At 32.7% G+C, this 24651-nt stretch carries 26 protein-coding genes and 1 pseudogene; 25 read left to right on the top strand and 2 right to left on the bottom strand.

What is annotated here, in order from left to right:
* Positions 1-39 precede the first annotated feature (39 nt).
* Positions 40-501, top strand: coding sequence for a MarR family winged helix-turn-helix transcriptional regulator (locus CLORY_RS03555; protein WP_079422153.1), 462 nt, complete (start codon positions 40-42; stop codon positions 499-501).
* 156 nt (positions 502-657) lie between these two features.
* On the opposite strand, the gene cypC is transcribed toward CLORY_RS03555, so the two are convergent.
* Positions 658-1923, bottom strand: a complete 1266-nt coding sequence (gene cypC, locus CLORY_RS03550; RefSeq protein ID WP_079422152.1) for a CYP152 family fatty-acid peroxygenase CypC — start codon at positions 1921-1923, stop codon at positions 658-660.
* Between the two features lie 345 nt (positions 1924-2268).
* Between cypC and CLORY_RS03545 the strand changes: the two genes are divergently transcribed.
* The 16 genes from CLORY_RS03545 (at position 2269) to CLORY_RS03470 (ending at position 14673) form a co-directional block, all read left to right on the top strand.
* Complete coding sequence (locus CLORY_RS03545) at positions 2269-2787, top strand: DUF3862 domain-containing protein (RefSeq protein WP_079422151.1); 519 nt, start codon at positions 2269-2271, stop codon at positions 2785-2787.
* 282 nt (positions 2788-3069) lie between these two features.
* Positions 3070-3810 (top strand): phosphatase, encoded by a 741-nt coding sequence (locus CLORY_RS03540; RefSeq protein WP_079422150.1) that lies wholly within the window; start codon positions 3070-3072, stop codon positions 3808-3810.
* Between the two features lie 473 nt (positions 3811-4283).
* The gene (locus tag CLORY_RS03535; RefSeq protein WP_079422149.1) at positions 4284-4700 is read left to right on the top strand and encodes an EamA family transporter; all 417 of its coding nucleotides are present in this window, start codon (positions 4284-4286) and stop codon (positions 4698-4700) included.
* Positions 4701-4793: 93 nt separating this feature from the next.
* Positions 4794-5513 carry a PadR family transcriptional regulator gene (locus CLORY_RS03530; RefSeq protein WP_079422148.1) on the top strand — a complete coding sequence of 240 codons (720 nt, stop codon included), beginning with the start codon at positions 4794-4796 and terminating at the stop codon, positions 5511-5513.
* Between the two features lie 101 nt (positions 5514-5614).
* Entirely contained in the window at positions 5615-6352 is a 738-nt protein-coding gene (locus CLORY_RS03525) for an ABC transporter ATP-binding protein (protein ID WP_079422147.1), read from the top strand.
* An 11-nt stretch (positions 6353-6363) separates the two neighbouring features.
* Positions 6364-7110, top strand: a complete 747-nt coding sequence (locus tag CLORY_RS03520; RefSeq protein WP_079422146.1) for an ABC transporter permease — start codon at positions 6364-6366, stop codon at positions 7108-7110.
* Complete coding sequence (locus tag CLORY_RS03515) at positions 7110-8168, top strand: ABC transporter permease (protein ID WP_079422145.1); 1059 nt, start codon at positions 7110-7112, stop codon at positions 8166-8168. The genes CLORY_RS03520 and CLORY_RS03515 overlap by 1 nt, the downstream gene beginning before the upstream one ends.
* A gap of 132 nt (positions 8169-8300) precedes the next feature.
* The gene (locus CLORY_RS03510) at positions 8301-8471 is read left to right on the top strand and encodes an aspartyl-phosphate phosphatase Spo0E family protein (RefSeq protein ID WP_079422144.1); all 171 of its coding nucleotides are present in this window, start codon (positions 8301-8303) and stop codon (positions 8469-8471) included.
* Between the two features lie 322 nt (positions 8472-8793).
* The gene (locus CLORY_RS03505; protein WP_079422143.1) at positions 8794-9480 is read left to right on the top strand and encodes a glucosaminidase domain-containing protein; all 687 of its coding nucleotides are present in this window, start codon (positions 8794-8796) and stop codon (positions 9478-9480) included.
* A 122-nt stretch (positions 9481-9602) separates the two neighbouring features.
* The gene (locus tag CLORY_RS03500) at positions 9603-9980 is read left to right on the top strand and encodes a GntR family transcriptional regulator (RefSeq protein WP_079422142.1); all 378 of its coding nucleotides are present in this window, start codon (positions 9603-9605) and stop codon (positions 9978-9980) included.
* A 16-nt stretch (positions 9981-9996) separates the two neighbouring features.
* Complete coding sequence (locus CLORY_RS03495) at positions 9997-10863, top strand: ABC transporter ATP-binding protein (RefSeq protein ID WP_079422141.1); 867 nt, start codon at positions 9997-9999, stop codon at positions 10861-10863.
* Entirely contained in the window at positions 10856-11530 is a 675-nt protein-coding gene (locus CLORY_RS03490; protein ID WP_079422140.1) for an ABC-2 transporter permease, read from the top strand. The genes CLORY_RS03495 and CLORY_RS03490 overlap by 8 nt, the downstream gene beginning before the upstream one ends.
* A gap of 39 nt (positions 11531-11569) precedes the next feature.
* Positions 11570-12271 (top strand): ABC-2 transporter permease, encoded by a 702-nt coding sequence (locus CLORY_RS03485; RefSeq protein ID WP_169911513.1) that lies wholly within the window; start codon positions 11570-11572, stop codon positions 12269-12271.
* A gap of 148 nt (positions 12272-12419) precedes the next feature.
* A complete protein-coding gene (locus CLORY_RS03480; RefSeq protein WP_079422138.1) occupies positions 12420-13253 on the top strand; it encodes an alpha/beta fold hydrolase in 834 nt (277 codons plus the stop codon).
* Between the two features lie 116 nt (positions 13254-13369).
* On the top strand, positions 13370-13885 hold the full coding sequence (locus CLORY_RS03475; protein WP_079422137.1) for a DUF3862 domain-containing protein: 516 nt from the start codon (positions 13370-13372) through the stop codon (positions 13883-13885).
* Positions 13886-14106: 221 nt separating this feature from the next.
* Entirely contained in the window at positions 14107-14673 is a 567-nt protein-coding gene (locus tag CLORY_RS03470; RefSeq protein WP_079422136.1) for an SGNH/GDSL hydrolase family protein, read from the top strand.
* A gap of 113 nt (positions 14674-14786) precedes the next feature.
* Here the strand turns inward: CLORY_RS03470 and CLORY_RS03465 are convergent, their stop codons facing one another.
* Positions 14787-16295, bottom strand: a complete 1509-nt coding sequence (locus CLORY_RS03465; protein ID WP_079422135.1) for an IMP dehydrogenase — start codon at positions 16293-16295, stop codon at positions 14787-14789.
* A 201-nt stretch (positions 16296-16496) separates the two neighbouring features.
* Between CLORY_RS03465 and CLORY_RS23675 the strand changes: the two are divergent.
* From CLORY_RS23675 to CLORY_RS03425, 8 genes and pseudogenes are all read left to right on the top strand, one after another.
* Positions 16497-16622: pseudogene (locus tag CLORY_RS23675) on the top strand (GNAT family N-acetyltransferase); the annotation flags it as partial.
* A 14-nt stretch (positions 16623-16636) separates the two neighbouring features.
* A complete protein-coding gene (locus tag CLORY_RS03455; RefSeq protein WP_079422134.1) occupies positions 16637-17461 on the top strand; it encodes a PRD domain-containing protein in 825 nt (274 codons plus the stop codon).
* 130 nt (positions 17462-17591) lie between these two features.
* Positions 17592-19589, top strand: a complete 1998-nt coding sequence (locus CLORY_RS03450) for a glucose PTS transporter subunit IIA (protein ID WP_079422133.1) — start codon at positions 17592-17594, stop codon at positions 19587-19589.
* A gap of 764 nt (positions 19590-20353) precedes the next feature.
* Positions 20354-20821: an NUDIX hydrolase gene (locus CLORY_RS03445; RefSeq protein ID WP_242954326.1), complete on the top strand. Its 468-nt coding sequence runs from the start codon at positions 20354-20356 to the stop codon at positions 20819-20821.
* A 33-nt stretch (positions 20822-20854) separates the two neighbouring features.
* Positions 20855-21424, top strand: coding sequence for a GNAT family N-acetyltransferase (locus CLORY_RS03440; RefSeq protein WP_079422132.1), 570 nt, complete (start codon positions 20855-20857; stop codon positions 21422-21424).
* 306 nt (positions 21425-21730) lie between these two features.
* Positions 21731-22603, top strand: a complete 873-nt coding sequence (locus CLORY_RS03435; protein WP_079422131.1) for a DUF4351 domain-containing protein — start codon at positions 21731-21733, stop codon at positions 22601-22603.
* Between the two features lie 289 nt (positions 22604-22892).
* Positions 22893-23429, top strand: a complete 537-nt coding sequence (locus tag CLORY_RS03430) for a hypothetical protein (RefSeq protein ID WP_079422130.1) — start codon at positions 22893-22895, stop codon at positions 23427-23429.
* Between the two features lie 121 nt (positions 23430-23550).
* Positions 23551-24474: a phosphotransferase enzyme family protein gene (locus CLORY_RS03425; RefSeq protein ID WP_242954325.1), complete on the top strand. Its 924-nt coding sequence runs from the start codon at positions 23551-23553 to the stop codon at positions 24472-24474.
* The last annotated feature ends 177 nt before the right edge of the window (positions 24475-24651 follow it).

The following is a 24651-nucleotide window of genomic DNA, read 5'->3' as shown; positions in this document are numbered from 1 at the left end:
TATACTGAAAAAGTATTAAACCCATATCAGGAGGTAAGTATGATAGAGAATAACAAAGTGGAGTATACAGAAAGCGAATATATTGAAAAATTAGTATCGCTTTTTAGAGCATTGCAAAAGAATTTTAGTGATTATTTTGTTGAAAAAACAGAGCAATTCGGTTTTTCAGGTTCGCAGTTGTTTTCAATTCTTGCTATATATAAAAATCCAGAAATCAATATACAAGAGTTGAGTAAATTATTAAATTTGTCAAAGAGTACTGTTTCAGGTATAGTTGACCGTTTGGTAGATCAAGGAGTCATAATACGTGAAATTCCTGAGGAAAATCGCAGAACAGTAAAATTATCATTATCTCAGGACTTTTCAAAAAAATTCAATGTTGTGGAAATAAGAAACGAATTTTTCGCTGATATTGCTAAAAACGCATCGATTGACGATTTAAAGGAAGTAGTAAGGGGATTGGAAAAATTTCAGGAGCTTATCGATAAAAGTAAGAAATAGTATTTTATTTGCTTGATTGTGTTACAGAATATAGTAATTTATAAATAAGTAAGGTAAAAAAGATAATAGTTAAGAAGTATCATTATAAGAACTCCAGGGTTTTATTCATAACTCTTACTTCTTAACTACTAGATAAATTCTAATTTAAAAGGATGGCTAAAGAATATTTTTTCTTCTGACATTACTCATTACAAATCCACTCTTAGGCAGTGAAGGTATTCTTGCTAGGTTATATCTCAAATTTTGCGGGGGAACTTTAAATTCTATACTGTTAACAAGAAAATCTACGCATGTCTTCATAATTTCTGTTGTAATTTCTTCGCCAGGACAGCGATGTGAAGTGGCAGCATCTCCTCCGCCTTGAGGTATAAAATTAAATGGACTTTCATTCCATTCCTTAAAGCGTTCCGGATAAAATTTATTTGGTTCCTTCCAGATACGTGAATCATGGTTGGTGCCGTATACGTCAAGTAATACAAGAGTGTCTTTTTTAAATTGGCATCCATTAATTACAAAGTCTTTTTTTACTTTTGCACCCACAAAGGGAGTAAACGGATAGTAACGGCGGACTTCCTGAACAAACATTTCTAGATAATTGCTGTTGTCTGTAAGTATTTTCTGCTTACATTCTATATGATCGCATAGAGCTAAAGCTGCGAACGTAATGTATGTAGAAATGGCTACAATAGGCCGTAATAGGTTAATTAGTTCCACAGCGGCCATCTGATCATCTAACTCACTACCATCAAGTTCTCTATAAAAAGCTATAGCATATAATGGTGAATCTTCTTTGGCAGTAAGTCTTCCAGAACGAACATCTTCAATTATTCCTCTTATCCATTTTTCAGTTATATTCCTTGCTATTTCACCTTTCCAGTACCTTAGTCCCACCGCACCAAAGCCATCTACCATTTGACTGAAATCCTCAGCACGGTCTTCAATTTCGGATTCATTAAGTGGAACCCCAGCCCAATGGCAGGCAGCCTGACATAATAGTATCTTTGCTTCATCAAAAAGTACTACTTCTTTACTCTGCGCCCATCTACTGATTGAGTTTTCTAATCCTTCCTTTACTAATTCAGATAGTATCTCCTGATGCTGTGATGAGGTAAGTGATATGAAGAGATTTTTTCGGTGGATATGTGCTTGACCATCCATAGTCTGTATAGCATTTTCACCAAACAATGTTTTCTGTACTCGTTTAGGTGCAGCTCCTGTTCTTTCAAAGAGTTCGGGGTCGTAAAAAATTTTTGCGGCGCCTTCACCAGTCATGCAGATTATATTTTGTCCTAATAAATGAGTTTGAAAAAGGCTGGTTTGCAAATTGTCTGCCTTGTTTTTTATAAACAGGTATCCTTCGCGAGAAAGGGACAATGTGCTGTCTAGGCTTTCATCCATTGTGATACGTTCCTTTGTTAACATATATTTACGTTCTCCTTTTCAATATGATTGTCAATTTTATATTTTACATTTCCCATCATGTATAAAATTTATGCATGGCAGCAATTAAGCTGTTCTTGAAGGGTATATGGTTTCTGCTCTAGTGGATATTATTGTTACTAATTTATAGTATAAGTTTAAAATTAATCAAAAAGTGATTAAAGACGAATAAAATACGGAAATATGGAATGATATAATATATATTCTATTCTAATGGCTAAATTCGAGATTAATAGGCATTTAATATATTGGTATAGAAATGGTAAAATAGTTATTTGTAGCATGAAAATGCTATTTATACAATTTAAATCATAGGGGGGATTGATTTTGAAGCTAAAAAAATCATTTGTGTCAATACTTATTTTGCTATTTATGTTTACATTAAGTGTTTCGGTAAGTGCTAAAACTAGAGTTACTTACAGTAGTTTCTTAAAAGTAAAGATGGGTATGAGTTATTCTCAGGTTAAACATATTTTAGGAAAAGGAAAAGTTGATAGTTCTTCATCAACAGAGGGATATAAATCAACTGTATACTCATGGAAGACTGATAATGGAGATAAATACATTATAGTAGGAATACAGAATGGAAAAGCCATAACAAAATCACAGAACAATTTGAATAATAAAATTTCAAATGTAACAAAAGCAAAATATAAGAAGCTTAAGCAAGGAATGACTTATAAAAAAGTTAAAGCTATATTAGGCAGTGGAGTCTTAACGAGTCAATATAAAACATCTAGTGGATCCACAATGGCATATGTTTGGCAAAGCAAAAACGGCGGTTATATAGAAATCAACTTTAGTTATGGTAAACTTAATTCAAAAGTTAATATCGGCGTTAAATAATTAAGTAATAAAAAAGCTCTGGATTTGCAGAGCTTTTTTTAGTCTCTAGAAATTCGCGTACAAGCATTTAATGAATGGATCAGCCTCCGTAGAGCCACAACATTTCCTTTTCTACTTTATATTTTATATATGATATACTATATCGTGCATATTGACTAATATAATGCGTTTAATACTTTTATAATTACAAATATGTGCTATAATATATTTTGGTTATGACAGATATGTGATATACAAATTCAGACTGTATTACATACAAAATGGATTTAAGGAGTGTTTATAATGAAAATAGAATTAGATATGCATACTCATACGCTTGCAAGTGGACATGCTTATAGTACTATAAGGGAGATGGCTAAGGCAGCTTCTGAAAAAGATATAAAATTGCTTGGAATAACAGAACATGCACCAGGCATACCAGGAACCTGTGATAGCATCTATTTTAGAAATATAAAAGTGGTTCCAAGAGAAATGTATGGAGTTGAGCTAATGTTCGGATCAGAGATTAACATTATAGACTACGAGGGAAGTCTCAGTTTGGAGCAGAAAGCAATAAATGCTTTAGATATAAGAATTGCAGGTATACATTATCAATGTTATAAGTTTGGGACTATTGATCAAAATACTAATGCGGTGATTTCGGCAATTAAAAATCCTGATATAGATATTATAAGTCATCCTGACGATGGAAGATGCCCCTTAAATTATGAGGCAGTTGTAAAAGCATCAAGAGACTATAACACGTTTTTAGAACTTAACAATAATTCATTAAATCCAATAAATAAGCGTAAGAATGGAGTAAGAAACAATATTGAAATGCTGAATTTATGTAAAAAATATGATGTCCCGATAATAATGGGAAGCGATGCTCATGTAGATGTTGATGTTGCGAGATTTGATTTTGCAAGTAAACTTTTGAAGGAAGTTGATTTTCCTGAAGAATTAATTATTAATAGATCGGTAGAGGAATTTAAAAAGAGAATTAAGCATAATAGGAAGCAAAAGGATAGCTGCGTAGCCTAAAAATTTATGATTTTTACCAATTGTGGATAACTTTTAATTAATATTAAGATACATCACTAAATAAAACAACAATACATCGTGTTTACGAAGGGATTAAAAAGAAATAATAATATATTTTGAATTTAGCGAATTAAGATACGAAGGTAACAGAATTAATAAAATAAAAATATTATGTAAAAATTAAGAGTTAGGGCATTAAAAATGGTTACACCCGACGGAGGCATTTGGAGCGAGTTTAGTAATTATCCGTGTCTTTTAGGCAAATTTCCGTTAAGATGGCGAATTGTTTGAGGCGCAGCCGAGTTATGAACCATTAGGAAATTTGACTAAAAGATGCGGTGAAATTGCTTAACGAGCGGAACTAGCCGACATAGGGTGTAACCATTTTTATATATTGAAAAACGTTATAAATGAAAGTAGAATTGAGCTAAGGAACATTAGTATTAATAATGTATAAAAAAGGAGACTTAAAAATGTGGAAGTTATTCGCAATACTATCGGCAGTATTTGCCGCATTGACATCTATTCTTGCTAAAATAGGTATGAAGGGAGTGGACTCTAATCTTGCGACAGCTATTCGTACAGTTGTAGTTGTAATTCTATCCTGGGGTATAGTGTTTTCAGCAGGTGGTCAAAATGCAATCAAAGGTCTTACAAAGCAGAATTGGACTTTTTTAATTTTATCTGGATTGGCTACTGGACTTTCATGGATATTTTATTATAGAGCAATTTCTGTAGGCAATGTTTCACAGGTTGCTATTATAGATAAATCCAGTATCGTATTAACATTGATTTTAGCTTTCGTTATTCTTGGTGAGCAATTTACATTGAAGACATTATTAGCAAGTGCATTTATGATTATAGGAACATTCATAATGATATGGAAATAACAGATAGATTCAGAAGATAAATATTGACAATACTCAAGGTTGGATATAATATATATACATATACTCAATGTTGGATATGTGGAGGAATTAAAAATGATAAGAGCGCTCATATTATATCTCTTAAACATTAAGCCTAGTCATGGCTACAATATACAAAGATTTATAGAAGTAAACGGCATAGACAAATGGTCAAGGATTCAGTCAGGTTCTATATATTATGCACTGGATAAGCTTGAAAAGGAAGGATATATATATACCCTAAAGGAAGAAAGAAATGGTGCTAGGATTAGAAAGATATATGACATAACGGATGCGGGTAAAGAAGAGCTTAGAAATGCACTAAAAAAAGAGCTTGAGAAGCCTATAGCAGGTGCTGAATCTGATAAATTTATGATATATTCCATGATAAATAAGTTGACCAAGGAAGAGATAACAGCCAGTGTGGAAAAACACTTAAAAGTTCTTAGAGAGAAAAAGGTATGGTGGGAAAAAGGAAAAAAAATCAAAATCACAGAAAAGTCGCTTAAGCTGGAGGTACTTAATTTTGATATGGTCATTTCCAATCTTGACTATCAGATAAAATGGCATGAAGCGCTGCTTGAACAGCTGGATCAGGTTATTGAATCAGATAATGCTCAGGAGCAGCTTATCAGCAATGTAGATTTTTCAACCCTTAATGATGTGAATTATAACGATATAGATTGTGAAAAATATGCTAAGATAGAAAAGTTTAAGGCTAAAATTATGCAGAACCCTACGGACAATCTTGAACAAAAGCTTAATGAATTTATAAAATTGCTTACACAAAAATAAAAAAGGATTTATTCCTTTTTTTTAACCACAATATCCAATGTTGAATATCCAACAAATAATAGTATAAATAAAATATTTTAATTTAATAGGAGATGATAGGTATGAAAAATATTCTTACAGTAACGAATCTTAAAAAAAATTATGGTGAAAGGGCTGCAGTTAACAATATTAGCTTTGAAATAAAAGAAAATGAGATACTTGGATTTTTGGGACCTAATGGAGCTGGAAAGAGTACAAGTATAAATATGATATCTACAGTGGTTGATTATGACGATGGCAGCATTTTGTTTTGCGATAAAGATATAAATTCTAATAAAAATTATTTCAAAAGAAACCTAGGCGTAGTTCCACAGGACATAGCTGTTTTTAGTAATTTATCTGCTTATGACAATGTTAAATTTTTTTGCAGCTTGTATGGAATAAAAGGTACTAAATTAAAGGATAGTGTTAGAAAAGCCCTTGAATTTGTTGGGCTATGGGAAAGAAAAGGTGATTTCCCAATTAAGTTTTCCGGCGGAATGAAGAGAAGGCTTAATATAGCATGTGCAATAGCTCATCAGCCTAAACTTCTTATTATGGACGAACCAACGGTAGGTATCGATCCCCAATCAAGAAATAACATCTTAGAAACGGTAAAAAAACTAAATAAGCAGGGAACTTCAATTATATATATATCCCATTATATGGAGGAAGTTGAAAGTGTGTGTTCAAGGATAATAATAATGGATGAAGGGAAGATCATAGAACAGGGCAGCAAGGATGAACTTAAGGATAAGTATTGTAAAGACAATTTAGAGGAAATATTTTTACAATTGACAGGGAAGGAACTTAGGGATTAGGAGGTGTTAAAGTGGAAGGATTTTTATCGCTTTTAGCTTATGGTACAAAAAGAAGATTAAAGGATTTCTTTATAATTTTTTATAATGTGGTGTATCCAATAGGACTGACTTTTATTTTAGGATATATTGCAACGAATTACTTTAAAGGTGATAGTTCAGTGACATCAAATGGATATTATACGTTGGTAATGATACCGTATTTCATTTTTTCCAGCATAATAACGATGGCGTATGTTGCGAAAGATGAGAGTTTTTATAAAACTTCCTACAGGTTTATAGCTGCACCAATAGGGCATGAAGCCATAGTGTTTTCGAAAATAATATCCTGTACTTTTGTTGTGTGGCTGTGTTCCATATTTGATTTGCTTGTTTCAAAGCTAATATTAAATATATATATAGGAGATTCAGGTTTGATTATAATTACTTTATTTCTAATGACGGCCTTTATGTCATCGGCTATTGGTATATACCTAGGAATTGCATTTAAAAATTTTGATACTCTCCAAGGAATATTAAATATTCCTCTTAGTATTTTTGCTATCCTCGGGGGAACTTTTTTTCCAACGGGTTCTTTGGGAAAGCTAGTTGAAAAGGTAAGTTATGTTTCACCTCTTACCTGGATTAATAGAGGCATAATAGCATCAGTTTACGATAATAGTACAAGCACAATAATATTTTCTATTATTATTGTCGGGCTTATAGGAGCAGTGTTTACTTTTATAGCTGTAAAAGCATTTAAAAAGGAGGCTTTTTTGTAATGAGAACTGTATTTATAATATTCAAAACTAGCTTCAAAAGAATTATTAATAATAGATCAAAGTTTTTAATTAACTTGCTTTTACCTGTACTTGCTATTGTTCTAGCGATAGCAGCAAACTATATTGGTAAGCCTACAGTTAATCTAGCTGTAGTTACTAAAAATAAATTTCCAGAGCAGCAAAGGATAGTAAGATTATTAGAGAAAACAAAAGGAATTAATGTGAGACTTACAGACAGCAAATTGATAAAAACAGATGTGATCCTAGGCAAATATACAGGAGTAATAACTTTTAAAAAGTCATTTACTAGAGGACAGATAAATAACATTAATAAGTATTTTGATTTTTACACAGTAAATGATAAAAAAATCAATTCTGTTATGAAAGGCATTGTTACGAGATATCTGTCTAGTGACAGAACTACTGACATGACCTATATTATTAAAAATATGCAGAAAAGCTCGCTGTCTAAAACTGCCAGGGTAATGGCATTCCTTGTTATGGCGTTGTTTATTACCTGTACTGTGAATGGCTCATTAATGCTTGAAGATAAATCACAGAACACTTTCATAAGATTTAAGTATTCACCTAACTTAAATACTCAGTATATTTTAGGTAATATTTTATATAATTATGTATTCACTTATGTGCAATTCTTTCTGTCATTTTCAATCCTATATATGCTTGATATTAAGTTATCATTATCGTTTGGAACATTGTTGAGCTATGGGGCGTTAATAGTGCTGCTTAGTACAGCCTTTGGAACCCTTGTAACATGCATATTTGAAAGAGATATGTATGCTAGCATGTTTTCAAGTGCAGTTAGTATGATTTTGTGTTTGCTTGGTGGAAGTTTTATTACGTATAGCAAGATGCCTAGAGGGCTTAAGCTGGTAAGCGAATTCACTCCTATTAGATGGGTAATAAGAGCATGTGACTATACTGGAAAAGGCACATCGGCAAATATAAATCCATTAGTGGTGCTGTTGACTTTTAGTGTCATATTTTCTATAGGAGCGATTGCAATTAGTAAATATCGTAAATTTAAATTTCAATAAGAATTGTATAGCATTAAAGGCTGCATCAAAAGGATACCATGTAATGGAATTATCCTTTTGATGCAGCCTTTTGTGTTTTTAGATATAATTCCCTAAAATACTATATAGTGTTACTTGAAAGGAGGGGGGAATATGTCTAATTATACCAGATTGCTTTCTTTAATTGACGAAACAAGAGAGCAAATGACTGACTTGCTTTTAGATAAAGGGGATCCGATGGACCCTGAAGTAATAAAGCTAAGTCAAGAACTGGACAAGGTATTGAATGATTATCACAAGCTACTAAAAGAAATGGAAAGATGATAATTCAGTACTAAAGACCTTAGCGGATGGCATCTATAAATAGATATAATCTATTTATAGAAAAAATGTGGTATGCATAGAAATACTAGCTATGCTGTCCGCTATATAAAGTCAACAAAAGTTGTAAATAGGAATATAATGAAGTAATAAATATATAACCGTAAAAACATCTAACATATTAGCAGTTCGTATAATGTGTAATAAATTATTAACTCCCTTCGCTTGTTATTTTACATAGCAGATGAGGGGAGTTTTGTTTTGTCAGGGTGTGAAAAGTACTTATTTATAAATATTATGAAGATTTATATAAGGAGGAAATTCTATGAGTAAGAAGACTTTTATAAAAAAAGTATATCCGGCTGCAAAGGCAGCTATGAAAAAGTATGATATACTTGCCAGCTTAACAATTGCTCAAGCTATATTAGAGAGTGCATGGGGAAGAAGCAAATTGACTAGAAAAGCTAATAACCTTTTTGGAATAAAAGCTGACTCGTCCTGGAAAGGTAAAAAAGTAGTTATGAAAACGGGTGAGCAAAGAAAGAATGGGCGAAGATATGTTGTAAATGCTGCATTTAGGAAATATGAAAACTGGGCAGATAGCATTGAAGATCATGGAAGATTTTTGAGTGCTGAACGGTATTCAAAAGTCAGAGGAGAAAGAGATTACAGGAAAGCCTGCAGGGCGATAAAAGAAGCAGGATATGCTACAGACATTAATTACGATAAGCTCCTTGTTTCAATAATAGAAAGAAATAAGTTATATAATTATGATAGACTTGTACCAGAGTATGAGTATCCAGGGTATGAAATGAAGTATGCCCCTCACAAGGAAGATGAGAATGTAAGGAGAATAAAGAGACGACTGATGGAATTAGGATACAGATATATGAATGATGATGGTAAATTTGGAAAGGGAACTAGGAGGGCAGTTAAGAAGTTTCAAAAGAAAAACGGGCTAAAAGCGGATGGAATAGTCGGAGAAAAAACGTGGAATAAGTTATTTAAATAAGAGTGTCTTGCGATGCTCTTATTTTTGTTTTAGCAAAATATTGACTTTATATAAATATAGGTGTATATATGTATATATACAGTATATATAGTATACACACTTTGCGCAAAGGGGAACTATAAATGGATATAATCATCTCAAATTCATCTGGAGAACCGATATACGAACAGATAATAAAACAGATAAAAAATAACATCTTTTCAGGCAGTATAAATGAAGGAGAGCTTCTTCCATCAATTAGAAGTCTTGCAAAAGAACTTGATATTAGTGTAATTACTACTAAAAGAGCATATGAAGAACTTGAAAGAGAAGGTTTTATACATACGCTGCCTGGCAAAGGTTCTTATGTATCGGTACCCAATAAAGAACTGTTTAAAGAAAAGAAGATTAAAGATATTGAGGAAAAATTAATAGAGGCCATAGAGGAAAGTAAAGTTGTGAATTTATCTTTAGAGGATTTGAAGGAGATGCTTGATATTTTATACGAAAATATTAAATAGTTTTTAGGAGGCAGATATGGAAAATATTCTGGAAGTCAAAAATTTGACTAAAAAATACGATGATTTTACTTTAGATAATGTGAATTTTAATTTGAAAAGAGGCTATATAATGGGATTTATAGGCCCTAATGGTGCGGGAAAAAGCACTACTATAAAACTCATAATGAACCTTATAAAAAGAAATTCAGGAGAAGTTAAAATTTTTGGACTTGATAATGTTAAGAAAGAAAAAGAAGTAAAAGAGAAGATTGGTTTCGTATATGACGAAAGTTACTTTTATGAGGATTTAGATTTAATATATATGAAAAATATTATATCACGGTTTTATAGAAACTGGGATGATAAAGCGTTTAACAAGTATATATCAGAATTCAATCTTCCGAAAAAGAAAAAGATTAAAGAGTTATCGAAAGGCATGAAAACCAAATATTTTCTTGCTATTGCACTTTCACATAATGCGGATCTTATTATAATGGACGAGCCTACTTCAGGGTTGGATCCTGTATTTAGACGGGAGATACTTGATATTTTAAAATACGTGATTCAGGATGAAAATAAGAGTATCTTTTTCTCCACTCATATAACTACGGATTTGGAGAAGATAGCTGATTACATTACTTTTATTAACAATGGTAAAATAGTTTTTTCAGATAATAAAGACAGCATTATGGAGCGATACAGCATTGTTAAGGGAAATAAATCACTTATGGATAACTACACGGAAAAGGAGTTTATCGGGGTAAATAGGACTGCTTATGGATTTGATGCGTTGACTGATGATGCCGGAAAGGTAAAAAGTATATTTGGAAAAGATGTTCTGATTGATAGAGCTAGTTTAGAAGATATCATGGTTTATACAGTAAGGGGATGTAAAAATGCTTAAATTAGTTTTGAAGGATTTATTAATTCAGAAAGCACCTATGAAAAATCCTGTGACGAATATAGCGGCGAATATACTTTTTGTTGTGGTTGCCCAATTTTTCAGTGCAGCTTGTGCCTACATAGTTACCCCTTTTATTTTTACCTATTCTTTACTTGTTTACAGCTGTGGATTTGGAGAAAAAAATGAAGTCGATGTTATGCTTAACAGTCTTCCAGTAGCAAGAAAGGAGGTTGTCTATAGTAAATATATTTCAGGAGCCTTATTTTTTATAATCGGACTTGTATTTACTACTGTAGTGTGTACATTAATTAAAATGACTGGATTAAGCAATATGAAGAGCTATATAAAGATTCAATATATTATTCTAGGTATCATCTTTTCGGCAGTTTACTGCTCAGTGTATATTCCTATGTATCTATGGCGTGGAAATACAAAGTCTCAGCCAGCTAACAATATATTAACAATCGTGATTTTTCTTTCAATAGTTGTTGTCGTTTTAATAACCACGTTTATTGATAATGGAACGGCAAAAAGTTCAATAATGGAGCTTGCAGCTTCTCAAAGGTTTAAGTTTTGGGGTACTGCAGTGAGTCTTGTTTCTTCAATTTTAATGATTTGCATATCTTTAATTATTTCATTAAAGGTTTATGTAAATAGAGACCTATAAAATGAAGGATATTAACAAATCATGATGGAGGTGAATAGGATGATAAATTTGATAATAAAAGATTTTCCTATAAGAAAAAGGTTAGCTTTAGATATATTGGTATCTTGTTTAGTCGGAAACTTACTTTTTATTGAAGCTCCAGCCTTTATTTATATTTTAGTACCATCTGTTTTAGTATACGGTCATATATTGAATTCTTGTACTTACAATGATAGATATAATGGAGATGTTATGTTTAACAGTTTACCTGTAACAAGAAAAGAAGTTGTATTATCTAAATACGCGGGCTCATTTGTTATTTTGATATTATCAGTGGGTGCAACATTGATATTTACTTATCTATTCAGAGCTTTAAACGTATCAGGTGCAGCAGTTTCAAGCTTTATTCATCTAAATAAAATGATTCATTTAGATCAGATCAACGGATTGATGAACATTAAAGGTACACTATCAAGCTGTGCCACAACTATAATAATCATGATAGCTATATATTTTCCAATATATTTCCGCTTTGAATTCAAGGACGTAAAAAATGTTTTTGTCCTTGTTTTATATCTTCTATGGGTTATACCATTTTTTCTTATCAAGCTTATTGGTGCTTACAATATTAGCAGAGCTGTTATGTATCTTAATAATATGAATACAGTTATTTTAGGAATTTTGTTAGCAGCTGCGCTATTTATATTAATATACATTTCAATTAATCTATCTATTAAATTTTATACAAGTAGAGATATATAAATATGTAAAAAACCGATTGGCAGTACTATGAATATTCATAGTTCCTGCCAATTTATATATGATACAATTATAAGTAATAACTGTTCACCAACTAAATACATTAGAATACCCTATTAATAAAGAATTTTTATTAATGGGGGTATTTTAGGTGGGATATTACGTTAAAGTTGAGTCTGATGTAAAAATATATGTAGAGGATATTAATCCAAGTGGTAAGAAAACAATATTATTTTTACATGGTTGGCCGGGAAGCCATAAATTATTTGAATACCAATTTGACAAGCTTCCGGAATTGGGGTTTAGATGTATAGGAATAGATACTAGAGGCTTTGGTGATTCTGATAAACCTTTCAGAGGATATGATTATGATACACTTTCAGATGATGTTAGAAGTGTCATTGATCAGCTTGAGCTTCATGATATAACTCTTGGTGGACATTCTACGGGTGGAGCTATAGCTATAAGATATATGGCAAGACACAATGGATATGGAGTATCAAAGCTAGCGCTCTTTGCTGCTGCGGCTCCAAGTCTTATCAAAAGGTCATATTTTCCTTATGGTCTGCCCAAAGAAGCTGTTAATGAAATTATAGAAGGAACATATAGTGATCGGCCTAATATGCTGAGAAACTTTGGAAATATGTTTTTCTTTCAGCATATAACGGTACCTTTTTCAGATTGGTTTTTCAGTCTGGGCCTGCAAGCAGCAGGGTGGGCGACAGCATTAATTGCAAAAACCTGGCTTGATGAAGAGAGATTGTTTTATGACCTTCGAGAAATTAATGTACCAACACTAATTCTTCACGGTATTCATGATAGAGTATGTCTTTTTCCGCTGGCTGAAGCTCAGAGAAGAGAGATTAAAGAGTCTAAACTTGTAATATTTGAAAATAGCGGGCATGGACTATTCTATGATGAAAAGGATAAATTCAATAAAGAATTAGCAGAGTTTGCTGAGAGTGAAAATGGTATTGATTGTTGAGATTTAAATTTAAGATTTATATAAGCTGCTATAATATAATTGTAAAAAGTAACGATATAAGTATAGTAGAAAAGTTTTAGAACTTTTTATTAATATATAGTTTGGGGGGAATTAATTTGAAATTAAAAAAATCATTATCAGCAGTACTTATTTTAATCTTTGTATTTGCTTTTAGTATTCCTGTAAGTGCTAAATCAAAGATTACTTATGGAAATTTTTTAAAGGTTAAGATGGGTCAAAAATATTCTCAAGTCGTTAAGATTTTAGGCAAAAAAGGTAAGAAGGAGAGTACTAGCATTATTGGGAATATTAAGTCAGTAATGTATTCCTGGGATATTGGACTGGCAAGTATGAATGTAACTTTTAAAAATGGAAAGGTGGTAGCAAAAGATCAGACTGGACTATGTAAGAGTGCATGGAAGATTACAAAAACCAAGTACAAAAAGTTAAAAAAGGGTATGTCGCTAAAAAAAGTGAAGTCTATATTAGGAAAAGGCGTATTAGCATATCAAAGTATAATAGGTGGAGAAAATATGACAACTTATTCATGGAATAACGCAAGTTATAGTTCCTCTATAACTTGTGTCTTTTATAATGGTAAGCTTGATTCAAAGACAGCTTACTGGATTTAGTACAGACAGATAAAAGTAGAAATATGACTTAAAAGACTTCGGAGAGTTCTGAAGTCTTTTTTGCTTAACTATGAAGTTTTTGCTATTTATTTCGATAAACAGAGAGAAAGTAACAATTGTTAATGGTTAGCAGCCGGTTGTCTAGCTGTTTTTTTGTTTGTTTGCACGACTTAATGATATACAGTATCATTGAAATTATAAAAAATAAGGGATGGGTACCTATGGAAAAGAAAACGGTATACGTTATAGGCGACAGTGTTTCGCTGCATTATAGCCCATATCTGGAAAAAATGATTAAGGGGAAATATAATTATAAAAGATTAGGAAATAATGCAGGAGACAGCAAAAGAATTTTGCAGTATTTAAAGGATGCATATGATGAGGAAATTCATTGGGATATTATGCTGATAAATTCTGGCCTTCATGATATACGTGTAGACCGGATTACATTGAGAAAGCAAATTGAGAACTGGGAGTATAGAGATAATTTAAGAGCTATATGTGAGCTTGCATTGAAAATGTCAGAAAAGGTAGCTTGGGTTAATATAACACCAGTTAGTGATACAATGTATAATATGGTGGGTGGATTTTTGAGATATAATGAAGATGTTGTAGAGTTTAACGATATAGCTGAGAAAATCATGAGAGAATATAAAATACCTTACATCGATATTTTTAGTTTTACTAAGAGTTTAGGAGAAGACATCTATAGTGATCAAGCTCATTTTAAGGATGATGTAAGGGCTTTGCAAGGAGCATTTATAGCTGGGTATTTATACAATCAATAAATGAATACAGCATATTTACATATACATAAATAGCATGTAAATTTATAAAGTTAGCATAATGTTGAGTGACCAGTGAAGGCATTTTTCAGCCGGCAAAAGTCACTCAGCATTTTTTATTTTACTGGTGATATGTTCTTATCTTTAAGAACAACATCATGTGCTCCGCCCTCAACTATACTTACGGATGAAACTAGTGTAAGTCTAGCCTTTTGTTGGAACTCATTGATATCTAAAGCACCACAGTTACACATTGTTGAGCGGACTTTACTTAATGTAATACTTAAATTGTCATGTAAACTTCCTGCATAAGGTACATAGGAATCAACACCTTCTTCAAACGAAAGTTTCGCAGCACCGCCCATGTCGTATCTTTGCCAGTTTCTTGCTCTTGCAGAGCCTTCACCCCAATATTCCTTCATATAGCTTCCATTTACTATAACTTTATTAGTTGGGCTTTCATCGAAACGTGAAAAATATCTTCCAAGCATGCAGAAATCAGCACCCATAGCAAGAGCTAATGTGATGTGGTAATCATGAACAATACCGCCATCGGAGCATATTGGAACATAGATACCAGTTTCTTCATAGTATTCGTCTCTTGCTTTTGCTACTTCGATAACTGATGTAGCTTGACCTCTACCGATACCTTTGGTTTCACGAGTAATACATATAGATCCACCACCGATACCGATTTTAACAAAGTCAGCTCCTGCTTCAGCAAGGAATCTAAAACCATCTCTGTCAACTACATTACCAGCTCCGACTTTTACAGTATCACCATATCTTTCACGTATAAAGTCTATAGTAAGCTTTTGCCATTCGGAGAAACCTTCAGAGGAATCTATGCATAATACGTCCACACCAGCTTCAACTAGTGCTGGAACACGTTCAGCGTAATCTCTTGTATTGATTCCAGCTCCAACAACATATCTTTTAGAAGAATCAAGTAATTCTAGAGGATTCTCCTTATGGGAATCATAATCTTTTCTAAAAACAAAAGACACTAATCTGCCGTTATTATCGATGATTGGCAAGGCATTTAATTTATTGTCCCAAATTATGTTGTTAGCTTCCTTAAGACTTATACCTTCTTTAGCATAGATAATATGTTCAATAGGAGTCATAAACTCGCTAACTTTTGTGCTTTTTTCCATACGGCTCACACGATAGTCTCTGCTAGTGACGATACCAACCAACTTACCATTTGAAGTTCCGTCATCAGTAACAGCTACGGTTGCGTGACCTGTTTTCTCTTTAAGCTCAAGGATGTCTGCTAGAGTTTGGTCAGGGCGTATATTGGAATCACTGTAAACAAAGCCAGCCTTATAATTTTTTACTCTCCTTATCATTTCAGCTTGCTGCTCAATACTTTGAGATCCATAAATAAAAGAAATTCCACCTTCTTTTGCCAGAGCAACTGCCATTTTATCATCCGATACAGATTGCATTACAGCGGAAACAAGTGGAATATTCATAGATATAGCTGGTGTTTCACCCTTTTTGAATTTAGTAATAGGTGTTCTTAAAGATACATTGCTTGTTATGCACTTCGCAGAAGAATATCCAGGTACTAATAAGTATTCACTAAAAGTATGGGAAGGTTCATCATAATAGTATGCCATTTCATCTACTCCTTAAAAAGATTTTAAAGTATATTATAAAGTTTTTTGGTCGAAAAAACAAGGCCCTTAATTGGATAATTTATTCTTATATATATAGTTTGTCTATATTTTGCTAGTCAAAGCCAGTATGACCATTAAAATAATTTATGATATAATTACGATAAAATGATAATAAGTTTTATTATTTATGGAGAGTGTAATAGGATAGATACTCATAAAGAAAATATATCTATGCAGAAATTACTCAAGAAAAATCAGTATAAATATTGTGGCATAATTTATTTAGAAAGTGGAAGCGAGAGAATAGCTTTTGAGAAAATAATTTGAAGTAAGGAGTTTCTATGGAAGAGTATGCAATAAAAAAGGTGTTAAACAATAATGTTGTTATAGCACAAAAAAATATAAAAGATTATATATTAGTTGGCAAAGGAATTGGGTTTAATGGCCATAAAGGGCAAAAAATTGCCCGGGAAAAGATTGAGAATATATATGTAAGGCAAGACTTGCAAGGTAGTAGTTTCAATGAAATTCTCAAAGAAATCGACGGTAAAATAGTCGGCGTATGTGAAGAGATTATTTCAATGTGTGAAAAGGAATTAAAAGTCAAGTTCAATGAGGCTATACATGTTTCTCTTCCGGACCACATTAATTTTGCATTTGTGAGAATTCGTTCAGGAGTAAAAATAGAAAACCCTTTTCTAAGTGAGATTTTAGTGTTGTACCCTAAGGAATATAAATTAGCCGAAAAAGCCTTGGAAATGATAAATAGCAGGTTTGAAATTAAACTGCCGGAAGATGAGGTTGGCTTTATTTCTATGCATATAAATGCAGCAGCAAAGCAAAAAGGGGTTAGCAGTACATTAGCGTACACAAAGAAAGTCAGTGAGTTAATGATGTTTATATCTAAGCTTATGGGAAAAGAATTTAACAAGAATTCATTAGCTTATGCGAGGACTGTTACCCATATAAATTTTGTTTTGGACAGGGTTATAAATAAAAAAATTATTAAAAATAATTTGCTTGACAGTATAAAAAAAGAACTATATAATGAATACGATTTAGCGATAAAAGTCGCGATGAAAATTCAGGATTTGTTTTCTATAAGAATTCCAGAAGATGAGATAGGGTATATTGCCCTACATCTTAGAAGACTTTATGAAAGTTAAGTAATGTTACTATTAAATTAGGCATGAGCTTAGACCATAATTTTTGTTATGGTTTTAGTTCTTGCCTTATTTTTTTATTTTTACACAAGATTGCACATACTAATATTAAATATATGAGGGAGGAAAATATATGAAAAAGAGTTTCTTTTCGGTACTTCAGAGAATAGGTAAATCACTTATGCTTCCGGTTTCTGTACTGCCAGCAGCAGGTCTTTTACTAAGGCTTGGGCAACCAGATCTGCTTAATATACCTTATGTAGAAGCAGCAGGAAATGCTATTTTTAGCAATTTACCAATGATTTTTGCTGTTGGAGTAGCTATCGGCTTTTCAGGCGGCGAGGCAGTTGCAGCATTGGCCGCTGTAATAGGCCAGCTTATTTTACAGGCAATTCAAACCTTGGCTAGTACTACTGCGGCTGCTTCCATGGCAAAAACAGCAGCAGCATCGCACCACATGACACTTAAAGCATTTATGACAACGCAGGAATACAGTAATATAGTAACGAAAACCACTGTTAATATGAGTGTTTTTGGAGGAATAATTATTGGAATAACTGCAGCAATTTTATACAATAAATTTCATAATATTAAACTGCCACAGGTACTTGGTTTCTTTGCTGGAAAGAGATTTATACCAATTATTTCCTCAGTAGCAGCTGTTATTATCGGTATTATCGGTGTTAATATTTGGCTTCCTGTTCAGGGATGGATAAATGATTTTGCAAACTTTGCGAGCAGTTCGTCTTTGGGACCAGGAATGTACGCAGCAGGAAAGAGATTGCTCATACCTGTAGGTTTGCATCATATTTACTACCCAGTGTTTCTATATCAATTTGGTCACTATGTATCAAATGGAGTTACCTATATAGGTGATACTGCTAGATACTTTCATGGTGATCCGACTGCTGGACATTTCATGGCTTCAGAATATCCGATACTGATGTTTGGACTTCCTGGAGCAGCGACAGCAATCATTGCAACTGCTAAAAAAGAGAAAAGAAAACTCATAGCAGGTATGATGGTTTCATCAGCATTCGTTGCATTTGTAACAGGTATAACAGAGCCTATTGAATATTCTTTTATTTTTGTCGCACCTGTACTATTCATTTTCCATGTGCTTGCAGCATTTTCAGCAGGTATCGTTACTAGTCTCCTTAATATAAGGCTTGGATATACTTTTTCAGCATCTTTTATAGATTATGTATTAGGTTTTAAATATGCCGGTAATCGATGGTTGATATGGCCTGTAGGAATAGCTTATTTTGCACTGTATTTTATAGTGTTCTACTTTAGCATAAGAGCTTTTAATATAAAGACACCTGGAAGAGAAGATGAAGATACAACAGCAGTAAAACCAATAAATGCTCAGGGAAGTGAAAAGGCCGTAAGAGTTTTGGAGGCTATAGGCGGAAAAGATAATATTAAAGTGTTGGATGCATGCATTACAAGGCTAAGACTTAATTTGAAAGATACATCATTAGTTGATGATAGTACATTAAAGGCATTAGGTGCTGCAGGTGTTATGAAAGCGGGAGACAGCGTGCAGGTAGTTTTCGGAACACAGGCAGAAAGAATTAAAGATGATATAAAAACTATTATTGCAAACGGCGGAATAATAGAGACGTCAAACGAAGAAAAAGCTGAGCCTATAAAAGAAGTTGAAACTAAAAGCGGCATTCATCAACTTTTAAGTCCTCTTGATGGAGAAATAATTCCGATTGAACAGGTACCTGATGAAGTGTTTGCTCAGAAGATAGCTGGAGACGGCTTTGGAATAATACCTTCAGGTGAAGAAATAGTTTCGCCTGTAGATGGTGAGCTATCGGTGGTATTTCCGACAAAGCACGCTTTTGCAATAACTACTGACGATGGACTGGAAGTAATGGTTCATATAGGAATTGACACAGTTAAATTAAAAGGTGAAGGTTTTACCACTCACATAGAGCAGGGTTCAAGAGTTAGGAAAGGTGATAAGGTTGTAACTATGGATTCTAATCTTATTAAAGAGAGAGGAAAGAGTACAGTGACGGTCGTTTTAGTTACGAATATGGATGCTGTGGAGGGAATTAATGTAGAGACAGGAAAAGCAGTAAAAGGACAAAAAGTAGCTGATGTTAAGATAAAATAAAAAATGGTTGCACCCTATGTCGGCTAGTTCCGCTTGGTTAAAGGCCTAAATGGCCTTTAACGGGTTATCTGCGAATGGCAATGAGCATGTTTAGATAACCCAGTAGCAATTTTACCGCATCTTTTAGTCAAATTTCCTAATGGCTCATAACTCGGCTACACCTCAAACAATTCGCCATCTTAACGGAAATTTGCCTAAAAGACACGGATAATTGCTAAACTCACTCCAAATGCCTCCGTCGGCTGGAAAATGCCGCCTCCAATCACTTCCTACCCTACACTGACTCTATACATTTACAAAGTATTATTTTTTATATTATTTCTTCCAAATTGTTTTTCTTGTTTATTTGTTTATTAGTATTTTCTTAAAATTGTGCAGTCTTTATGTTTATAAATTAGACATAATAAATTAACACGATGTATTTAATTTCGTAATATAACTGTAACAAAAGACGTTTATTATATAAGTATAGAAATCGAAATCCCTTAATTTAATAAAAATTTACGTTACATGTATATGCAGTTGGTTAGTTCCCCCTATCCAGCTGTTTTTATTTGTTCCTTAAGAAGCATAGAATGGATAATATGAGTTTGTATATAAATATAAAAACTAAGGCATAATTAATATAAATAAAACAGTTGGTTAGTTCTTCTTTCCAGCTGTTTTTGCTATTAGTATTTACAAAATAACGAAACGCTTTAAGTTATATGATATAATGCCAGTAATGGTAAAAAACGTTTAGTGTGCGTAGATGGAGGAGACATATGGATATAGAAAAGCATTTTACAGTATCAATTTTTATAGTTCATGAGAATAAAGTGTTGCTGCATAGACATATGAAGTATAAAAAAATCCTGCCAGTTGGCGGTCATATAGAAGCGAATGAATTGCCACAGGAAACCTGTGTCAGAGAAGCAAAGGAAGAGACCGGTTTAGATATAGAATTATATAATCCGGACAAGAACAGTGAGATGGAAGGTGTAATGGGTTTGTCAGCTGAAGAGCTGCTTATAAAGCCTATGCATATGATTCTATGTAAGATTAAAACCGATCATTATCATATTGATCTTGATTATTATGCTTCTGCTGAAACCTATGATGTTAATCCCGGAAATGGGGAATCTACTGAACTATATTGGTACACAAAAGAGGAGCTGGAGCAGGTAGAAGAGGCTCCGGAAGGAGTAATAGCAATGGCAAAAGAGGCATTAGATATATTAGGAACTAAGTAGTGCTTTAAGGATGTTAAGTTTAGGGGGATTACAATGAATTATATATGTAAGAGAGATTATCTTTCAATACGAAGAATGTTAAATTGTAATGAGGACTACAGTCTGCTGGCAAAATGGTTGTCTGATCCTGCTGTGCTAGAATATTATGAAGGAAAAAACAATCCATTTGACTTGGAAAAAGTAATTAAAAAGTGGGGACCAAGGGTTAGAGGTGAAAAAGCAGTAATTCGATGCATTTTAGAATATAAAGAACGGGCTGTTGGATATATACAGTATTATAGAACTAACAGTGATGATTATGAATTAAAGGAGAAAATTAACTTAGATACTTATAAATTACCTTTTGGTATTGATTTGTTTATAGGTGAAATTGATTATTGGAACAGAGGACTGGGAACAAAGTTCATAAAAATGTTTGTAAAGTATTTATTTGATAATGAAAAAGCAGATATAATTTTAATCGATCCTCAGACTTGGAATAAACGAGCTATCAGATGCTATGAGAAGGCAGGCTTCAAAGCGTTAGGAATTATCAAGAACAGAGAACTTTTTGATGGGGAATATAAGGACAATTTAATTATGGGGATGTTATCAATAAATTAAGCTAAGATTGCATAGTTTATGTTACTCATAAATAAATATTTTGTTCAAAAAATATACACAATAAGTTAACAGCATGTATCCAATTATGTAATATAACTGTAACAAAAGTTGTTTATTATATAAACATAGAAACGAAATCCCCTTTAATTTAATAGATATTAACAATATGTAATACAGTTGGTTAGTCCCCCTTTCCAGCTGTTTTTATTTTTGGGGTGGCTAACATGATTACGAATATATGTTTGCATATTTCTGCAATTTTAGGCAATAATAATAAGCATAAAGTAGTAGAAAGGCAGGCATCACATGGATTATAATAAAATAGAGGACACGGTCTTTAAAAAAGCTATGGAGTTTTTTAAAGATAATGCAGTAAAATTTTTCGGTATTGATACAAAGATTCTGGCACCAGCCGAAACGGAAATAAAAAATGTCGATATTAAAACGAATTATACAGATTATTTATTTTACATGGAAGACGGTAATTATCTTCATTTTGAGTTTCAAACCACAGATAAAAGAGAAGATATTAAAAGATTTCTATATTATGATGCGTCTTTGTTTTACAAAGACAAGAGAAAAGTAAAAACCATGGTTATATATTCGGCGGATATTGAAGATGTTGAGACAGTTATTGATGCTGGAACCATAAAGTATCAGGTGGAGGCTTTTTACATGAAGAATCTAGATGGTGATAAGAAGCTGACGTTACTGAAAGATAAAATTATGCGAAAAGAAAAATTAAGTGGTGAAGATATCTTAACTTTAACTTTTATACCGCTAATGAACAGCAAGGAAAGCAAAAGTAAAAGGTCTTTGGAAGGAATAGAATTAGCTGCAGCTATAGATGATCAAGATGTAAAATTGCAATGTTTAACGCTGTTATATGCTTTGTTTGATAAATTCGGCGATATAGCTTCTAAATCTAAATTTAAGGAGGTTTTTAGCATGACTGAAATTGGAAGAATGATTAGAGAAGACGGGATAAAAGAAGGAATAGAAGAGGGAAAGGCAGAAGGAAAAGCTGAATTACTTATTAATCTATTGATAAAAAAATTCAAGAAGGTACCAGATGATTACATTGAAAAAATAAAAAAGTTGCCTATAGGAGTAATTGATATAATTGCAACGGAGATTTTTGATTTAGCCAGTTTAGAGGATTTAAAAAAATACTTTTAGTTAAGGATCATCAATAGGGACGGTCCTTTATTTGAGCTCCAATAAATTTATATTGATTCCGTTCAAAAAATATACACAATAAGTTAACAGCATGTATCCAATTATGTAATATAACTGTAACAAAAGTTGTTTATTATATAAACATAGAAATGAAAACCCCTTAATTTAATAGAAATTAACAATATGTAATGCAGTTGGTTAGTCCCCCTTTCCAGCTGTTTTTATTTTTGATGAAATGTTTTTATATTATGGTATAATTACCAGTAATACCATAACTGGAGGAGTAGACATGTTCTTGTATCACTATTATGAAAAGGAAATAGGACCATTTAAGAATTTATCTGATCTGACTGCTGAAGAAGCAGAACTGGTGATGGAAAAAATAAAAAAGCAAAGCCCGTCATCATACACTGCTAAAAGAGATATCAACTATATGAAAAGAAGAATTGAATATGAAACCTTGGGGAGGAAATTGTTTTTGAAGAAAGGCGGGAAACCAACGAGAAAAGCACCTCATTACATGGTAGTTGAAGAGTGTGAGTTCTTGAAATCCTGGTACATAGATGGCTGCTTCGTAAAGATTTCTGTTGAAAAATTTGATCTTAATACAATTTCTTTCACGTATGGAGACATGCATCCGACTTTCAGTCCTAAAGTAAATGATGGGAAAGAGTATAGAAAAAAGTTGTATACATATTCAGAGATACTGAAAATTATTGAGAAATATGGTTTGCCTCAATTGTGGAACGCAGATGGTAAATTTGGTTCGGAACGATATATTGAAGTTCAGATATGGAGCGACGATATCATATCAAAATATTTGTAGAGTATAAGACTCAATAAGAAAGACCCATAATGAACTGAAGTCCACTGGACAAGTGGGAAGGTTTAATTGGATTAAAGTAAAAAGAATAATAGATAAACTTACATCAAGCGAGGTGAGAAAATTGGAGGAGAACAGATTACTCAGTATGCTAACTGATTTTTATAATAAAAAGTTCATAAAGATAAAATTGAAGCGAAAAGGCGGCTGTGAATCCTATTATATTTGGAGTGAGCAGAAAAAATATTTTATGAAGATAATTCCTTCTGCTTATATGGATACAGCAAAACAATCACTAAGTATATTAGCTTACCTTGAACAAAAGGAGTTTCCAGCTCCGCGAATTATTCAGACGAAGAATGGATTACTATATGTTGAAATAGAGGACATGGAGTGTAAGTTTTTTGTCGTGTTGTACAATTTTATTGATGGCAGGGAACCTGAGGAAGGGGAAGATTTAGAAACCATAGGTGAACTTGTAGGCCGACTCCATTGTCTTATGCAGAAATACAAGGGAAATTTACAGGTGAAGGGTAAAGAATTTTTTATAGATCGTTATATCAATATTTTGAAGAAAAAGAACTATGCTGAAAATAAGATTAAAATATTCAGTGAATATGGAGATACTCTCTGGAAAAAGGTAGAGAATCTTCCGCGTGGTTTCTGCCATGGAGATCTGCATAGAGGGAATCTATTAAAGACAGATTCAGGGGAATATCATCTTCTGGATTTTGACACTTCATGCAATGCATTTCCCATATATGACATAATGATAATGTGCAATTCAACAAATTATTTCGATTTTGACGAAAGTGGATATCAAAGATCGAAAAATACATATGAATTTTTTCTAAAGGGATATACAAGATACTGCTCTCTTAGTGGTATGGAATTAAGGGCTTTTTATGATCTGATAGCGGTCTATCATTATCAACTTCAGGCAACAATTATTGAAGTTTATGGACTTGATTGTGTTAATGATGAATTCTTTGACAAACAGCTCAAATGGCTGATGAAATGGCAGGAACAGTGTGAAAGGGAGAGGTAATGAGCTTGCAAGCTACATATTATGAGAAGAATACTTGCATGTATTTGATAGATAGTGTAAAGTTTGCTATGAAAAAAATTTAGAGAAAAAAAGTAGGATTGAAAAGAGAAAAAGAAGAAAAAAAGCAAGGAAAAATAGGTAGGTGAAGGAAGCCGCCACCCTTGACAGCATGACAAA

The sequence above is a fragment of the Clostridium oryzae genome (assembly GCF_002029235.1).
GTDB lineage: Bacteria > Bacillota > Clostridia > Clostridiales > Clostridiaceae > Clostridium_AE > Clostridium_AE oryzae.
This window is presented reverse-complemented; position numbering and strand designations above follow the sequence as displayed.

What these genes read in the sequence shown, in the direction of transcription:
- CLORY_RS03435 (WP_079422131.1), top strand. Translation starts at nt 21,731, where the DNA reads ATGGATTATAATAAAATAGAGGACACGGTCTTTAAAAAAGCTATGGAG.
- CLORY_RS03555 (WP_079422153.1), top strand. Translation starts at nt 40, where the DNA reads ATGATAGAGAATAACAAAGTGGAGTATACAGAAAGCGAATATATTGAA.
- CLORY_RS03530 (WP_079422148.1), top strand. Translation starts at nt 4,794, where the DNA reads ATGATAAGAGCGCTCATATTATATCTCTTAAACATTAAGCCTAGTCAT.
- CLORY_RS03535 (WP_079422149.1), top strand. Translation starts at nt 4,284, where the DNA reads ATGTGGAAGTTATTCGCAATACTATCGGCAGTATTTGCCGCATTGACA.
- CLORY_RS03525 (WP_079422147.1), top strand. Translation starts at nt 5,615, where the DNA reads ATGAAAAATATTCTTACAGTAACGAATCTTAAAAAAAATTATGGTGAA.
- CLORY_RS03500 (WP_079422142.1), top strand. Translation starts at nt 9,603, where the DNA reads ATGGATATAATCATCTCAAATTCATCTGGAGAACCGATATACGAACAG.
- CLORY_RS03515 (WP_079422145.1), top strand. Translation starts at nt 7,110, where the DNA reads ATGAGAACTGTATTTATAATATTCAAAACTAGCTTCAAAAGAATTATT.
- cypC (WP_079422152.1), bottom strand. Translation starts at nt 1,923, where the DNA reads ATGTTAACAAAGGAACGTATCACAATGGATGAAAGCCTAGACAGCACA.
- CLORY_RS03450 (WP_079422133.1), top strand. Translation starts at nt 17,592, where the DNA reads ATGAAAAAGAGTTTCTTTTCGGTACTTCAGAGAATAGGTAAATCACTT.
- CLORY_RS03465 (WP_079422135.1), bottom strand. Translation starts at nt 16,295, where the DNA reads ATGGCATACTATTATGATGAACCTTCCCATACTTTTAGTGAATACTTA.
- CLORY_RS03505 (WP_079422143.1), top strand. Translation starts at nt 8,794, where the DNA reads ATGAGTAAGAAGACTTTTATAAAAAAAGTATATCCGGCTGCAAAGGCA.
- CLORY_RS03510 (WP_079422144.1), top strand. Translation starts at nt 8,301, where the DNA reads ATGTCTAATTATACCAGATTGCTTTCTTTAATTGACGAAACAAGAGAG.
- CLORY_RS03485 (WP_169911513.1), top strand. Translation starts at nt 11,570, where the DNA reads ATGATAAATTTGATAATAAAAGATTTTCCTATAAGAAAAAGGTTAGCT.
- CLORY_RS03430 (WP_079422130.1), top strand. Translation starts at nt 22,893, where the DNA reads ATGTTCTTGTATCACTATTATGAAAAGGAAATAGGACCATTTAAGAAT.
- CLORY_RS03440 (WP_079422132.1), top strand. Translation starts at nt 20,855, where the DNA reads ATGAATTATATATGTAAGAGAGATTATCTTTCAATACGAAGAATGTTA.
- CLORY_RS03470 (WP_079422136.1), top strand. Translation starts at nt 14,107, where the DNA reads ATGGAAAAGAAAACGGTATACGTTATAGGCGACAGTGTTTCGCTGCAT.
- CLORY_RS03490 (WP_079422140.1), top strand. Translation starts at nt 10,856, where the DNA reads ATGCTTAAATTAGTTTTGAAGGATTTATTAATTCAGAAAGCACCTATG.
- CLORY_RS03540 (WP_079422150.1), top strand. Translation starts at nt 3,070, where the DNA reads ATGAAAATAGAATTAGATATGCATACTCATACGCTTGCAAGTGGACAT.
- CLORY_RS03445 (WP_242954326.1), top strand. Translation starts at nt 20,354, where the DNA reads ATGGATATAGAAAAGCATTTTACAGTATCAATTTTTATAGTTCATGAG.
- CLORY_RS03455 (WP_079422134.1), top strand. Translation starts at nt 16,637, where the DNA reads ATGGAAGAGTATGCAATAAAAAAGGTGTTAAACAATAATGTTGTTATA.
- CLORY_RS03495 (WP_079422141.1), top strand. Translation starts at nt 9,997, where the DNA reads ATGGAAAATATTCTGGAAGTCAAAAATTTGACTAAAAAATACGATGAT.